Genomic DNA, 15,663 nt, shown 5'->3' with positions numbered 1-15,663 from the left:
CTTCATCGTCTCTGGTACAATTAGAAGAGCCCCGGCCCCCAATCGGGTACCGAGGCTTTTCTGAGCAAGTTAAGATGGTTTTGGTAGTAGGATTTACCGCTTGCGGGCTTCGCTCCTCGCGTTGTCTCCAACCTGTTGTAATACAGCAGGTTTCCGCCCGAACCAGTAGAGTTAAAACACCATACTCCACGTACCAATTAAAAAAGGCCAGCACCCTCTGGGTACTGACCTCTTTTAATGGTTTTGGGATTAGGATTAGTCTCGTCAGGACTATGTCCTTCCTCGTCATTCCGCTGCGTCTTCGACTTGCTCCATATGAACCTGCAATCTACGCTTTGGGCGTATCTTGCAAGGTATCGCAGCCTAAATCCGGTCAACAAAGTTAAAGGGCCGCCCACTAGATGGTGGACGACCCTTTAATTTGGTTGCGGGAGTAGGATTTGAACCTACGACCTTCAGGTTATGAGCCTGATTAATACACACATAATCCATTGATTTATAAATATATTTTATACGGTATAAAATTTTTGTGTGCAATATTGTGTGAGTTACGAGATTCCCGGAACTCGTTTAGGGCGCTTGCCAATCGAGTATCATCAAATTTGATAAGGAACTGACCTTCATCAAAATCGTTACAACTCACTTACCCATCCATTCCCCCACCTTTAGAAAGCATTAGTTGAACGGCTATTTTTTAGCGAGGCACCGCCCAGACCGGCAAAGCGCCTAAATCCGACAATAGCTTCCTTTTAAGCGGATTTAATAATTCAGGGAAAAGGTAAGAAGCCACAGCCCACTGACTACTATCCTCCAAAACCAAGGCTTTTGCATTCCTAGAAAGGTGCTCACCAACCTTTTCCTGCAGCAAATAATTAAGGTGTGAGTGTTTAAGCACCTCAATCAGCAGTGCCGAATAACGTGCGTATTCATGCCCTTGGCACAACGAGTTAATCATTGCTTTTATGTTGTGACAGCGGGTCACCAGTATTTCAGGTCGTTGTAACCCGTCAAGGATTATTGAGTATATTGTCGCTATACATTTAACGAACGCCAGATCAAGAGAAGCTTGAACAGGCAGCTCAGAAAAAGCGATTTCGATATCAACTATCACGACATACTGATCTTCGATATCCCAAGATCTTATTGCCTTATAAAGACCAATTCTTCGGTTACGAAATTCGGCACACATTGGTTCCGCAATGCGATCCTGATAAAAAGGAACCATATTTTGAGGAACCGTCAGTTGATCTAGCGAAACCTGAACCGGAGGCTCTAGCTCTCCATTTTTGTCTAGTAAGTAGCAAGAAAGGTGTAGTGATTGACGACTAATAGACTTTTTAATAGCAGCTTGATCCAACACAAAAGCGTTTCCTCTATGTCGCTGAATCACATCGCTAAAACTCTGATTAACATCTTTTCCTGCTTCCAACCCGAACAGCACCCATATGATCGGGATGTTTTCACGTTGATAATGGCCTATGCGATCAGAGATTTCTGTTTGAAACGTATTCGACTTCTGTATTTCAATTACAAATTGCCCCAACCCTTCCAATTCGAAGTAAACGTCAGGATACCTGCCGTGGCTATTATCTTTAGGTGGTAAATACTGATCGACAGTAGAGGACATGTATCGAGCATCCAATCGTACCAGCTCGTCAACTTTTTCACAGAGCATTCTATGAACTTCAGATTCCTGTTGTCCAGCATATTGAATAGCGCGAGCATCATGTGGACTTAGGTTTTTACCTCGATACCAAGGGCAAGATTGATTGGCTTCGTTATAGTGCGCATAATAGGGCCGCTTTTCCCCTTTGACATCACTGCAAGAGATATAAACAGGGGCACCACAGGCCATACACTTCGCTTCAACGCCTTTTGCCTGACCCCGACGATTATCAGTTATTGCATCGCGTAAGTGCTGCCATTCCGTTTTAGGCAAAGCCAAGAGTTGATCAGAGGTGAGTGGTCCAATCTCACCGGAAAGCATTGCTGATAGAATGGTGCGTCTTAATTTCAATATCTATTGCCTCTAGCTTTTCTAGCACTCTAACCACCATGAACGATACAGTAGCCGCCATCTAGCTCCTTCTAGGAGTGAATATAAAAATAGATGCCTCTATATTATTGGTTCAGCAGCAATACACATGGATCAACTTCAGGAGTTAAAATGGTGACCTGTCTCTTGCCCCTGGTCACACTCACTCTGAAGTTCTGACGCGCTTGATCATCGATTGCGCCCTGTTCATTGCTTCGCACTATTCTGTCTGAATTGGCAACGATCTGACCTCTCGATACGTTCGGCCATCCTTCAAATATGATCACCTCGTCAAACTGCTTGCCTTTTGATTTGTGCATATTCATTACAATGACCCCTGTCTCCGGCTTAGATTTCATGGAGAAATGTTCTTGAACAAAAGCCTGACGTACAATGTTAAGTGCATTGTTGTAAGCACCATTGGCTTTCCAATCTTCAAACAACTCGGCGCGAAGCTGTGACCCCCGATTAAGTATCCGTAGGTTTCGAAGCTCATCCGCAATTTCTTGAAGTCGCTTACAATTTCCAGCAATAAGCAAAGCTCGAATAGCTTTCCAATCTTCATCAGGATCACCCATGAAGGATGTCTTCGTTACTTGTTCAAACACCTCAAACATTGGAGTAAGTTTGCTTGTCTTTCTTTGAGGTTTCCCTTGAGCAATTTTCTCTTTCCATTCAACAAGGTTTTTAGCTAGGCCGTTGGCCTCTTCGATGCTTCCCTTTGTTGGCTTTGCGCCACCTTTGCCTTTAAAATAAGAAATTACTAGCTCTACAAAACCGAAGAAGGATTCTTCATTTTGAGGCTGCATCAAAAACGCAACAACTTCGGAGCCTAAAATTGCTGCTTCTAGTTCGACAACCGCATGATGAAAGATGGGTGTCATGCCAGCAGGTGGATTGTTGAGTTTGTCAGAAGTTACCCGTGTCAACTTCTTGGTAGGAACTAAGATAGCCAGAGACCAGTCCTTTACACCTGCGTCTACTAGCCTTTTGCGGGCCTTGTATATTTCAGTTACAAGCTTTGTCATTGCAGGATCAGCGCCGATTGGATATTTCAAGCGAGATATGCCCACATATTTCCTTTGGCCATATCGTCCTCTTAAAATTTCGTTGCCAAACAGGGCTATCTCAGTACCAGAACTCCTGTGGTTATCACCCTGTAAGTCAATTTTGACGGGCATGAACTCGTCTTCAAAGTGGTTAAGGCGTTCTGGGTCGGCCCCCATAAAATCATATATGCGTTGTTCTGGGTCCGCTAATGCAATTAAAGTTGATTTCTCGCCTAAGGCCTTCACAACTCTCCACTGCTCTTGATTAGTGTCTTGAAACTCATCCAAAATAATAAAAGGATATCTATTGGCAACGAGTTCCCGAATGCGACTACTCTCACAAAGAATATCGCCTACAATTGGAGCAAATAAGTCAAAACAAACTTTCCCATGTTCGTGGGCCAACGCCGTTCTCAGTTCAGTTTCTCTACTGTCACGTTCTTCCCGCTGTTCTTTGGTGATTTTGGAGCTAGGTGGATACTCCAATCTCATTGTGGATAGCTCAATGGCTTCATCAGGTGGCGTTAAAATACTTAGCTTTCGTGGTAAGCCCTTAAGGTACCCATGCGTCTTCAAAATTTGCCAAAAGAAAGAATGATAAGTGTCGACTTCAATGGCTTGCCTATGAACGTTAGTAATAGCTTCTTGCTCATCAATCGCCTCTATAACCCTAGAAACGGTCGCTCTAGCAAAGCTAAGAAACAGCACTTTTTGCTGGGTATTTTGCAGTTCCTCAGTAAGTTTGGCGGCTTTCAAGATGGATATAGTTGTCTTCCCAGAGCCGGGCCCTCCGGTTACTAGCTGACACCCCTCCGAAGTTAGCACTTCCTTCTGTTTTTCAGTAAGTTCCATGGGTGATTATTCAGCCTCTGCCTTTTTGTTTCCTGGCTTCTCCCACTCAAATCCATAATCGAGATCATCGAGTATCTCGTGAACGCCAACGTTAGTTTCGCGCCGATTTTCTCCACCTACTGGGTATTCCCAAAGATTCCAGGAAAGCTCACCGAGGTCATCATGATGAACGATAGCTTGATAGTGATTTTCAGGCCCCATACCACGCTCTTCTGATGATACGACAGCCCAGTCCAATTCATCAGCTTCCACTGTATAAATTTGCTTATCCCCGAAACTTTGAATACGTGCAGTTCCTGCTACATAGGGAACAAAATGAGCCTCAGGATCACCTTCCTCACCCTCATCAAACGTTTCTACCTCATCGAATAATTTTTTGATCGTTACAGCGGTTTCACGTAGCCACTCAGGCACTTCATTCTCACTACATTGAGCCAGGAAATCAGCGATACCCCAACTAGCTTTAGACCAGCTAAAGTACTCTTTCATCGCAGGAATAATATCTATCTCTGGATCAGGAAACTTAGCTTGCAAATGTTGAGGCCAATCTATGCACCCCCTAAATCTCTTGAGTGCGGCTTCTGTAGTACCTGACAACACCAACTCTTCGAAGCCTTTCTCCGCGTGCATAAACATTTGCTCTACGTTTGCGACAATCCTGTTCTTGTTTTCGTCTTTTTGAAGATCGCAAAGAGCAAAAACCCTTTTCCCAATGTCTCCATATAGTTTTGCCACCGCAGGAATATTGGTTTCTCCAATTGCATTGACGGTACAAATACCGAGCGCTTCTAAACTGGAGTACTTTGATGGGTCCAAATCCGCTAACCTGCGACAAACCGTGGGAAATGCATCAGTCTCTGTATACCCCTCAGCAACAAGTACTCTGCGAGAGAGCAACCCCTCACAAAACCTCTTCCGAAAGTCTTGACGGAACATCTTGAGTTTTATGCTGTCAGGAAGCTCTATTTGCTTTTGTTCGAGAACACTTAAATCGGAGCGCTGTAAAACTACAGTTTGTTCTATGTCATACTCTTCAAGTACATAGGGAGAATGAGAGGTGAAGATCGTTTGTGAGGCCAGTTTCTTGACTTCATGAATTATCTGTTTTTGAGCATATGGAGGAACAGCTGTCTCAGGTTCTTCCATCGCAAAGATAACATTCTGCTTATCCGCAGCAATCTGGCTCAGCATGGCCAAGACCAGAAGGTTAATAGTTCCTGTACCCTGTCGATAAAAAGGAGCGGCATGCTCTCCGTTGCCTGTTGCAATAAATGCCGTGATAACTTTCCTGAGGTGATCTCTAGTGAGATTGGATACTTTCAAATGCGGGCCAACGCCCCATTCTCTTGGAACATACTTCTTTAGAGACGCATTAATACTTTCGAGGATGCCGGATATGCCAACTTCTGGATTACTCGCAACGGCAAGGCCATCCAAAGAAGAAATAGTCTCCTCCCACATTCTTGGCCGGACCTCTTTTAGCCGAAGAATGATGTCTAACAAACTACCGTGCTCTAGACTGAGGGCACGTGAACCAGTTCTTACAGACCGCAAATAAAGGAACCCACACAGTTGCTTATCTTTTTTACTGAATGGGACGGGTTTCTCATCTTCCTTCAGACTACGAGAATAATAGGTTGTACCTTCAAAGTCATCTTCATCGGCATTGTATTTCCCAACAAATGTAACGCGCAGCGCATTTAAGATATGCTCTTCATCAACTCCTTCAGGCGATGCCTCATCGTACAATTCATTCTGAGCTTGGTCCCAAAATTCAATATAACTGCCAAACCTTGAAAGCTGTTCGCTTGACAGATCAACAACTACAGCTTCAATTTTGACTTCGGGATACTCAAAAGCCTCACCATCTTCAGCTTCGACAGCTTCACCATCAACTTCTTCTCTTTTGGCTTGCTGGATATACCTACCTTCAAAGAAATCATGCTCGTTGATAGGTGGTCTACGGTTTAATCGATCAGGCCCCAACACTAGGTCAAGCGCTTCTAGAACTGTAGTTTTCCCAGTATTATTATCACCTATGAGCACTGCATGCGTAGGCAGATGCAACGTGGCCGATCTGATTCCTCGAAAATTCTCGACCTCTATTTTTGCTACTTTCATACATCCCCCAATCGATATTCTTGAAATCAAAAGATATAACAGTTACTCACCAAATTACAACCATAGGTATTTGATATTGCTTTCATAGCTGTGATGGAACTACAACACTATTGATCGTGAGACTACAGCCATTTCACCTCAATAAATGGACGTGAAAAGCCTATTAATTTACTTCTGCTCCAAAATTATTTTAAAGATAGGCAGACTACTAAGCCATTCGATTTTGACGATTGTAAATGAATTCTGAATATAATTTTAGCGGAGGGCCTTATGACCCAAAATGATGAAATCCAACCCAACGCCCCAAAAACGAATTTCCTTGAAAGCTTAGTGAAAACCTCTTCAAACGTATGGAACAAACTACCGCTAGGAAGTTTTAAAATTCCTTTGATCTTAGCTGGTTTTTTCTCCGTTATAAGCCCTTTTGTACTCGGCAGCATTTATGCTTTCAAACACGGACTACCTGTTTTAGAGGTGATTGATGCACTTGAGAAGCATGGTTTTACCATCATTCTTATTTCTTTCCTGATAACACTCGTTCTAGCATTCTATCCTATCGCACCCGGTCTCATGCGCTTCAATGATCCATACCTTGTGGATGATAAGGAAAAAGAAGAGGATAAAAAAAACTTTAAGGATCTACATAGTCACAATGTATTTCGAATAGGTGCGAGCCTACTCCCTAGTGTAGTCATTACTGGGTTCCTTTTTTACCTCACCATACAAACTTCAGATGTTACGTATAAGAATCCAGAAATAATAGGCTTTTTTGCGAGCTTTGGCCTCGCTGCATTTGGGGCTTGTTATATGAATTTAAAATATAGTCGACTTTGTAAAAAGTTAAATCGTGAATACGCTCGCCCATACATCCCCTCCACAACAACACTTATTGACGTTGCTTTTATAAGCTTATGGATCTACCTCATCCTCCAAGGCGTCCTTCAAACCCATGCTAGCTTTCTTCAAAAAATTGAAGAACCGATACTAATTGGTATTGTTGTATTTCTAATTTTAGCTGCTTCACTTTTCATCGCATTTTTGTTCACTGTATGGGCTGCACACAAGAATACTAAGAGCATTATAATTACTCCAGCAGTAGTGATTATAATACTCCTGTTCATTTATCCGGGTGCATCTCAGTTGGTAACAAATCATCTGAAAATGATGTCTCAAGGAGGCGGTGTTCTGGTTGTTATGTCGACAGATGATCAACTAATCGAAGAATGGCCAGAGTTGTTCCCTATACCAGAAACAAAAACTGATAAAAAAATAAAACGGCGCACTCAAGTTTTAAGTCTAACACTACTTACTGATAGCAAGGTATTTGTGAAACTCCCTGAAAACGCCCCACAAAGTACATGTTACAAAAACTCTCAAATCGAATTTGCACGAGAGCGAGTGAAGAGCATTGCTTTTATTGGCAAGCGAGACGTCCCACTCAAAAGCACCAATAGACCTGTTAAAACCTGTAGCCCAACACCTTATTCGGCACTTGAAACGCAGGAAGATCAACTCAAGCAAAACCCCAAAAAAGAATAGGGATGAGAGATCTTACGTTAAATCCTATTATCATGTTTTCAAAAAACTTGAGCCCCCTGCGGGCGAATGATCAAGTTTGGTTAGGAGTAAATAAGATGGCTTTGCAAAAGTCAGTTTAAACACCCTAACCACCTGCTTGCCTCCTTATATAATTCAAAATTAAACCTACCTAAAAACATCCACATCCCCGAAGGGAACACTCCGGCTTACTTTGAGTTATTTCCCACCGCCTGTTGCCTTTTTTATTCAACTGGTGTTAGCTGCTTTTAATTGTATTTATACACGTTATCATTTGGGCATATTGGGGGAATATACATGCTCACTCGTGGCGACAAGTACGCAAATTCCAAAGATGAAAAAGTGCTACTCGGTGCAATTGAGCACCCAGAAAAGAGTGGGAACTTTGAAGCTCTCTGGTTTGGAGGAGAAGGGTCACTCGTGACAATTGCCCCGCCAGGAGCGGGCAAAGGTCAGGCTCAAATTATTCCAAACTTACTGACCTACAATGGGTCCGCAATTGTTCTCGATATTAAGCGAGAAAATTACGACCTAACCCACGAATGGCGGCGTGAAAATGTTGGACCTATCTATAAATTTGCGCCCTTCGATAAAGACACTCACCACTATAATCCGCTCGATTTCATAGCCCATAAAGATCATGCTAAAATTTGGGATGACGCGAAGCTCATGGCAAGCATGATTGTAGTACAACAAGCCAACCCAGATTTTTGGGAGTCTCGCGCAGAAGATATGATCGCGGCCATTATCGCGCATGTTAAAACCCATTCGCCAGCCAAAGACCAAAACATGAATGAGGTGTTAGATCTTCTATGGCCGACAAAGGAAGGCTTGGAAGTTTTAGCAAGCGAAATGCAAAGCTCCCCAATAGATGCATTGAGGCGTACCGGGAACATTTTACCAACGATGCCTGAGAAGCAGCGGGAGTCAATTTTTGATAGTGCACGGCGATATGCTGAAATTTGGCAAAGTGAGTTTGTAAGAAACATCACCGACAAAACTGAATGGTTACCTGAAGACTTTTGGAAGCCACCTTGGAAGACGTTATACATCTGCATACCAGTGGGTCGTGTTCGAACATTTGCATCCGTTCTGCGGGTTCTTATCGGGCAACATATTAGAGGTCTTATTGCTTCAGCACCATCACGCAGAGAACGAGAACTGGGTAACATTCCAAACGCACTTTTGTTGATCGATGAAATGCCTCAACTTGGTTATATGGAACCCATAGCTGAATCTATCGAAGTGGGGCGTAGTTATGGATTAAGCACCTGGATGTTTGCACAGAGTATGGGACAAATCCGCAAAGCCTATCCTGATGCAGATGGCCTTATGGAGATGTGTTACGCCCAGTGCTTTATGAACCCGGAGTTTGATACTGCAAGACGGCTTTCTGATCGTGTTGGCAACAAGAAAAGCCTCATAGCAGGAAAGAGAGAGCGCGTTGTGGAACCGCAAGAGCTCATGGGCTCGGAATACGCAAATACCATTCTCAGTTTTGTGCGTGGTAAAGACCCTATGAAACTCGACAAAGTTTTTGCCTACGAAGCTGCTGGCATTCGTGAACGAATGGCACAGATATAGGAATAACGCTCATGTCTAACAACAGAAACAAAGAGCTTCTTGAGAAAGCAGATGCAGCAATAGGAACTGGTGGACGTTTATTTGGTAAAGCTCTGTCCTGGTCTTTGAAACAAGGAATGAAGGGCGTTGAAAAAGCCAGTGAGTGGCATGAAGAACATAAACAAAACCAACAGCGCCAAGCCGAATTAGCGGCTCAGTTACGGGCAAAAAGAGAAAAAGAAAAACAAGAAACCGAAAATTGGCTCAAAGAAGTTGAGTTACAACGTGATCTCATTCGTCCTCGGGTCAACGCCGAGAGAGAGGCTAAAAAAGCCGAAGAAGAGAAAAAAGCGCAACAGCGTGCCATTGAACATCTCAGAAAGTTACGCGAACATCGTCATCAAATGCTAGAGGAAACTCTTGCTGATCCATTGAATGTCCTTGAAGTGGACTTGGCACCTTACTTTAAAGGTAAACATCATTTCACCGCAAATGTAGTGCTCAGTACACTAGTTGCTACCAAAGACCATGTTGGCGAATGGATAGCGGTCAAAGACAAAAAACTAGTGCAATGTTTAACGGAAGATTGCTTTCACAAAGTTGGGCGTACTGTTGCTGACTTCAATGATAAAGAAATCGGTGTACTAAGACTACTTAGCTTGCTCAATACATTGGAGGTTATTCCAGATGATTTTTACGCAAGCATTGAACTGAGCATCGTTTACAACAACGAAAACAGTTTCTTAGACGCTGATCATAGTAAGGCTTACGATTATCCCAAGAACTTCATAACCTGCATAGAATGTATCTTATTATACTTCCTTAAAAAGCGAACAACTAAGCCAGCCATGGCCGTCAATCGAGCCATCTCCACAATCGGCCAAGTTCGCCATGTAGTAAATGACCCTGAATTGACTTCCATCATTGAGAAAGAACTGAATAACGCTCAAGGCTGGTTAAAAGCAGAGACCATAAAAACAACTTAAACGTGATTTTTTAGAATAAATACATATAATTTTATTGCATAAAAATATAAGGTGCCTGTTCACTAAATGAGCCAAGCTAAATTGACTGTCGGATTACATTCAGACACTAAACAGTTGATCCATATTCAAAATGCAGCGCGGGGGCTAGCCTGCAATTGTATCTGCCCAAAATGTAATTCACAATTGGTAGCCAAAAAGGGCGCTAAAACTACACACCATTTTGCTCACCATAGTACAGAAGAATGTGAAGGTTCTTGGGAAACCGCGCTTCACTTGTATGCAAAGCAACTTCTTATGAATGCACAAGAAGTTACCATTCCTCAAATCTTAATTAAACGAACTCGTAGGGCTGACGTTTTAATACAAGACGCTCAAGTTTATAAGTTTGAGGGATTGATTTTAGAAAAAAGCTATACTCATTTTCAACCAGATGCATCCATCACAGAGCCTCATCAGCTGTTCGTTGAGTTTGCTGTTACTCACTTCTCAGAACCCGAAAAAATTGTAAAACTAAAAGACTACGGCGTGAGTACAATAGAGGTTGATCTGTCCAAAACGCCTTTTGAATTATCCCAGTCAGAATTAGATCAGTATATTTTGCATGATGCTCCCAGAGAATGGCTACATTCTGTTAAATTAGGAATAGAGCTGGAGAGAATTAGAGCCAAGGAGAAAGAGGACGCCGAGAAAGCCGCAATTGAAGAAACTATCAGAGCTCAAAAGGCAAAAGACAAACACGCTGAGGAAATGGCAACGCAATTTTTGGCATTTCAAAAAATTTGGAAAACTCCATACAAACCGCCAGAAGAGGTCTTCCCCAAATGGTGGAATCCCATTCAAACATTAAAAAACAATAGAATTTACATTGGGACTTACCAGCCTTCATCTCCATTCTTATTTGAAGTAGAGCCACGCGTATGGCAGGCTGCAATTGTAGATGCTTTTATTTTAAAACGTATAAGAGAAGGGCAATATAAACACTCAACCCGCCATTTTAATGCGGACATCATTTTTCATTGGCTACTGGATCGTAAACTCTTACCTAGCCTATTTTCGGTATATTATGATGCTGATCATATATTGGATTACGCAAATAGCTTCGGACATTTTGGTGATGGCCCCTATGCAGATACACAAAACTTCCTAATACACTTAGAGCGCCAAAAATTAATATGGGAAGATAACAAAGGGAACTACCGCTTGAGCAAATTTCATCACGCTCTAAACAAGTATGCATCTCGCTACCCATCAAAACCGTAGCCAACATCAATCACGATCCAAATTCGGGATTCGAATTGTTGTTTCGGATCCAGTTATTGAACTTGAAAATATCAATGAATAGGCGGCGTTCACCTTTCTTGATGACAGCTTCTTCGAGCCCGTTCCAATGACGGTTACGAAGCCAGTTATCGAATGTTCCAGGTTTGAGAAGAGAGTTCTCTAGTATCTGTTGCTTCGTTCTTAAATCACGGAAATCAGATACTTCATCTTTGTCTAAAGAAAGCCATGTATTGAAGCGATCAATATCTATGAAGATGCTTTGATCTAGTTTTAAAATTGCTGTCGCAAGCAAGTTTTTGTTTCGATAAAACAGCCAATGCCTCATGGTCCCATGTGTGATAGCTGGTGCCTGCTCGACAATTTGTTCGACCGTTATAAGCCTACTGTAATCAACCTCCATAAGGTCATAACCTCCCTATTATTATGACCAGTCCCAATGGGCTTATGTTTTATCTTTCAAATATTTAACTGACATGCTTAAGAGAAGCGAGAAACTGCACGTTTTTCCTCCTGCACTATACGGGAGAACTTATCGAACAATCCTCGCAGATGATCATTAGATACATGCTGATATCTTTCTGACGATTTGATAGACCGATGGTGTAGTGCTTCCTGGATTTCTCTCTGGTTAGCTCCAAGAAGCCCTAAATAGCTCGCTGTGGTATGCCTAAGGTCGTGCCATCGGAAATCTTCTAGACCAGCTTCATCAATTGCAATTCGAATACGACTATCGAACCGAAGAGGTTTCTTGCCCGAAGAGTTGGGGAAGACAAGGGGAGTATCAAATCTTCTATTCTCATATAGATCAATAAGCTCTTCTAAGGCCTTTCCTGCTAGCGGCTTTACTCTGGGAGAAGTATCTGACTTCGTACTCTTTAAAATAAGCCTTTGCTCCTTCATATCCACCACAACAATTGGATGTTCGATCAGATCGTTTTCCTCCCACACCAAGTGAGTTGCTTCGCCTAATCTAAGGCCTGTTCCGAGTTGGATAGTAAGAAGTTGGTATGTCCACTCTGGATGATATCTACGAATAAGTTTTCTATCTTTTTGGCTCTTCGCCGCATCCAATAACCTCGGTAGCTCATAGGCTCTTGGGAACTTAATCTTCGCATCCTGTTTTTCTAGGTCAGTTAATTCATCCCAATGAATAGATTCAGAATGCCCTGGCCACATGTGATAGTGATCCGATAAGAAGCGTACGCGCTCATTATTCGCCTTAAGCTTTTTGATACGCCGTAATGGATTGTTCTCAATCCACTCCCATTCATCCATCGCGATATTGAAAAGCGTGTTGAGCTCATCGACATACGCCTGTACCGTTTTAGGTAAGCGCAACCTTATAGAACCATCCGGTTTATATAACGTTATATGCGCCCCCGTTTTTCGACATACACGATAGATAGGCTGAAGCTGAAGCTTCGAACGCTTGTCGATTACTTCAGAGCGTCTAATTGTATGGATGTATCGACTACCTAATTCTTTACGCCACCAGTTTAAAGCGGGGTTAGTCGTCTTATTTCTCAACAAAGGAAGGCGTTCAACACAATAACGATCAATCGCCTCTGCTAGTGTGTAATGCTTATTATCATGAAGACCTGCGGATAATCTCTTCGAAGCATCCTCTTGCTCTTTCGCCCATTCTTTCGCATCGCTTAGTCTACGGAAAGCCTTAGAAATTGGCTTAGCACCTTTAACCCTAACTTCTGCGCGATACCTTAAATCACCTCTAGATGTATAATACTTCCTGTAATGTGCCATCCATGGTATCCTCCTGTCAGTTATTTATTAATGGGTTATGTCTTCGAATATTAATGAATTTGCTTCCCAAATGCTGTTTGGAATCTTAAGCGGAAATAAAGCGGAGCGATACTCGAAAATTGATACAAAAACTCGATATTGCATACAAAAATAAAATAGGTAGTCAGGAAATAAACTTTTGAAATTATTCTTACTTTTTATAAAAAATGAGAATGAGAAAATTTTAAAATCGCCCTTCGAATCCTACCACCCCAGCCAATATTTTGGGAAATTTTCCATTAAAAAACAGCCTCTTATACAGAGGCTGTTTTTGTTTTTTAGCACGATGCGGAGTATATGCGGAGTGACGTATTTTTTCGTCGCTTTTTTGCCTACAAAATAATCACTTCAAAATCTTCTGAAAGTCACCGTCACTAAGGCTTTTTGAATCTAGTGCCATGCGTAATTGCCAATTTCGGTAAATTCCGCATTTTCCGCCCAAAATGACGCTCAAAAATGCCCTGCTCTTTTAAGCCTCCATAACTCCTTGAACTGCAAAAAAGGAGAAAGCTTATGAAGTGGTTTATGGTGTTATTACCTATTGGAATGTTGATAGCGGCAGTGGAGAGCCTTCCAGCATTTAATCTTCAAACCTGGGAAATGATATTCTGGTACAGCGTGACCTTTATCTTTGGTGTGTTGCTTAGTGCCACCGCTTATGAAGGAATGCGTTTCTTCGAAAAAGTTCGCAACGGTAACTTGGCGACCGCGCGTTTCGGTAAACGCAGTGAACTTGCCCAAGGAGGTCTAAACTTCAAGGAAGGGCTCATCGTCGCGAAGGATGGCAACAAGCCATTGCGCTTTAACAAAGCTGGGCATTTGATCACTGTTTCTAAAACACGAGGCGGTAAAGGCGTAAGTTCTGTTATTCCCAATCTACTAGATCACCAAGGCTCTGTGTTCTGTGTCGATATCAAAGGTGAGAACTACGCTATCACAGCAGAACGCCGCAAAGAGCTTAGTACTGTCTTTTGTCTGGCTCCGTTTGAGGAGAACTCAAACTGCTATAACCCACTAGACTTCATTCGCTATGGACCGGATGAGATTGATGATGCTTCCCTGATTGCTTCTCTCATTGTTGTGCCAGGTGAAGTATCAATGGACAGCTTCTGGGATAAAGAAGCCAGAGCACTTCTTACAGGCCTAATCTTGTACGTGGTGCGCCATAAGCCCAAAGAACTGCAAAACCTTGCTGAGGTTCGTCGTCTGATCACTCTAGGTGAAGAGGACTTTGACGATCTGCTTGAAGCTATGAAGCAATCTCCGCATCCATGGATTAAACGCGCTGCTTCAGCATTTGGCCAAAAGGCCGAGAAAGAACGTAGTGGGGTGATCTCAACAGCTCAAAGTCATACCAAGGTGTTTGATAGTCCGAGGTTGACCAGTATCACATCATCCAGTGACTTCAAGCTGGAAGACCTGAAGCAACATGTCATCAGCTTGTATCTGAACATCCCGCCTCATCAAATCGCTGTATATCGTCCTTACTTGCGCTTGATTGTGGGATTGACGCAAGCAGCCATGACAAGGAACCAACATATTCCTGAACGTCCGGTGTTGTTCCTGCTGGATGAGTTTCCTGCGCTTGGCAAAATGCCTGTGAATGGGTTTGCATATCTAGCTGGTTACGGTGTGAGCCTATGGGTGTTTACACAGAGCATCGGCCAGCTAGAAGCCATATACGGGAAGCAAGCAGATGCAATCCTGTCTAACTGTGCCATCACTCAAGTCTGGTCACTGGCTCCAGCCGATTTTAAGACCGCTGAGCATGTCTCTCGCACGTTGGGAGAGAAGATGGTCACTACATACAGCGAAACACGCTCACAGCGCCGTAGATTGAGTTTGGCTCATAACTACACTGATAACCGAAGCACACGTACCCGCAGGCTTCTTACACCTGATGAGATACTCTGCCTCCCTGAAGGCAAGACACTGCTTTTTGTATCTGGTTTACGACCATTCCTTGTAAATCGCGTTATTTACTATAAGGATAGTTTCTTCAGAGGTTTGTACGGTAAATGGGGGAACCGTTATGGCAAAACCGAGTAAGATAAAGGCACAGCCGCGTCCTATCAGACTATATACCTATGTTACTGCCGAAGAAGAGGAACGTATTAAAGAAGCTGCTGACCTCGCAGATCTGAAGGTATCTGTCTTCCTGCGTCACATAGCGCTAGCACAGCAAATACGCCCTGCCCGTAGCCGCCAGGTCAAAGAACTAGTGACAGTGTTTAGCAAACTAGGCGCAGACCTGAACCGCGTGGGAAACAATCTGAACCAACTCGCTCACCAAGCCAATGCTGCCGGTTATGACGATAAGCGTATTCACTATGAACATACGCTCACGGAAGTAAAAACCGCAGTTGGCGAAATCATAGAGGCAATCCGAGAGGTGTAAGCTAGCGATGTATAAGCAACC

Annotated in this window: 10 protein-coding genes and 1 pseudogene; 6 read left to right on the top strand and 5 right to left on the bottom strand. The window is 42.9% G+C overall.

All coding sequences use genetic code 11. The features are described 5' to 3' along the window. Positions 1 to 694: 694 nt before the first annotated feature. The 3 genes and pseudogenes from KFE96_RS04280 to KFE96_RS04270 all read right to left on the bottom strand — a co-directional run. A complete protein-coding gene (locus KFE96_RS04280; RefSeq protein ID WP_255834765.1) occupies positions 695 to 2,017 on the bottom strand; it encodes a DUF6035 family protein in 1,323 nt (440 codons plus the stop codon). A gap of 104 nt (positions 2,018 to 2,121) precedes the next feature. After that, complete coding sequence (locus KFE96_RS04275) at positions 2,122 to 3,936, bottom strand: UvrD-helicase domain-containing protein (RefSeq protein ID WP_255834764.1); 1,815 nt, start codon at positions 3,934 to 3,936, stop codon at positions 2,122 to 2,124. 363 nt (positions 3,937 to 4,299) lie between these two features. Beyond that, positions 4,300 to 6,057, bottom strand: a pseudogene (locus KFE96_RS04270) (ATP-dependent endonuclease); the annotation flags it as partial. A gap of 270 nt (positions 6,058 to 6,327) precedes the next feature. On the opposite strand from KFE96_RS04270, the gene KFE96_RS04265 reads away from it, so the two are divergent. The 4 genes from KFE96_RS04265 (at position 6,328) to KFE96_RS04250 (ending at position 11,423) form a co-directional block, all read left to right on the top strand. Beyond that, positions 6,328 to 7,596, top strand: a complete 1,269-nt coding sequence (locus KFE96_RS04265; protein ID WP_255834762.1) for a hypothetical protein — start codon at positions 6,328 to 6,330, stop codon at positions 7,594 to 7,596. 315 nt (positions 7,597 to 7,911) lie between these two features. After that, positions 7,912 to 9,198: a type IV secretory system conjugative DNA transfer family protein gene (locus KFE96_RS04260; RefSeq protein WP_255834761.1), complete on the top strand. Its 1,287-nt coding sequence runs from the start codon at positions 7,912 to 7,914 to the stop codon at positions 9,196 to 9,198. A gap of 11 nt (positions 9,199 to 9,209) precedes the next feature. Then, positions 9,210 to 10,163 carry a hypothetical protein gene (locus KFE96_RS04255; RefSeq protein WP_255834760.1) on the top strand — a complete coding sequence of 318 codons (954 nt, stop codon included), beginning with the start codon at positions 9,210 to 9,212 and terminating at the stop codon, positions 10,161 to 10,163. 66 nt (positions 10,164 to 10,229) lie between these two features. Beyond that, on the top strand, positions 10,230 to 11,423 hold the full coding sequence (locus KFE96_RS04250) for a competence protein CoiA family protein (protein ID WP_255834759.1): 1,194 nt from the start codon (positions 10,230 to 10,232) through the stop codon (positions 11,421 to 11,423). Positions 11,424 to 11,433: 10 nt separating this feature from the next. On the opposite strand, the gene KFE96_RS04245 is transcribed toward KFE96_RS04250, so the two are convergent. Both KFE96_RS04245 and KFE96_RS04240 read right to left on the bottom strand, forming a co-directional pair. After that, on the bottom strand, positions 11,434 to 11,844 hold the full coding sequence (locus KFE96_RS04245; RefSeq protein ID WP_255834758.1) for a hypothetical protein: 411 nt from the start codon (positions 11,842 to 11,844) through the stop codon (positions 11,434 to 11,436). A gap of 77 nt (positions 11,845 to 11,921) precedes the next feature. Then, entirely contained in the window at positions 11,922 to 13,205 is a 1,284-nt protein-coding gene (locus tag KFE96_RS04240) for a site-specific integrase (RefSeq protein WP_255834757.1), read from the bottom strand. Between the two features lie 552 nt (positions 13,206 to 13,757). On the opposite strand from KFE96_RS04240, the gene KFE96_RS04235 reads away from it, so the two are divergent. Continuing rightward, the gene (locus tag KFE96_RS04235; protein ID WP_255834756.1) at positions 13,758 to 15,293 is read left to right on the top strand and encodes a type IV secretory system conjugative DNA transfer family protein; all 1,536 of its coding nucleotides are present in this window, start codon (positions 13,758 to 13,760) and stop codon (positions 15,291 to 15,293) included. Then, complete coding sequence (mobC, locus tag KFE96_RS04230; protein WP_255834755.1) at positions 15,277 to 15,642, top strand: plasmid mobilization relaxosome protein MobC; 366 nt, start codon at positions 15,277 to 15,279, stop codon at positions 15,640 to 15,642. Before KFE96_RS04235 ends, mobC begins: the two co-directional genes overlap by 17 nt. Positions 15,643 to 15,663: the final 21 nt, after the last annotated feature.

The sequence above is a fragment of the Kordiimonas sp. SCSIO 12603 genome (genome assembly GCF_024398035.1).
Lineage (GTDB): Bacteria > Pseudomonadota > Alphaproteobacteria > Sphingomonadales > Kordiimonadaceae > Kordiimonas.
Note: the sequence above shows the minus strand (reverse complement) of the source record. Positions and strands in the feature narration are given on the sequence as shown.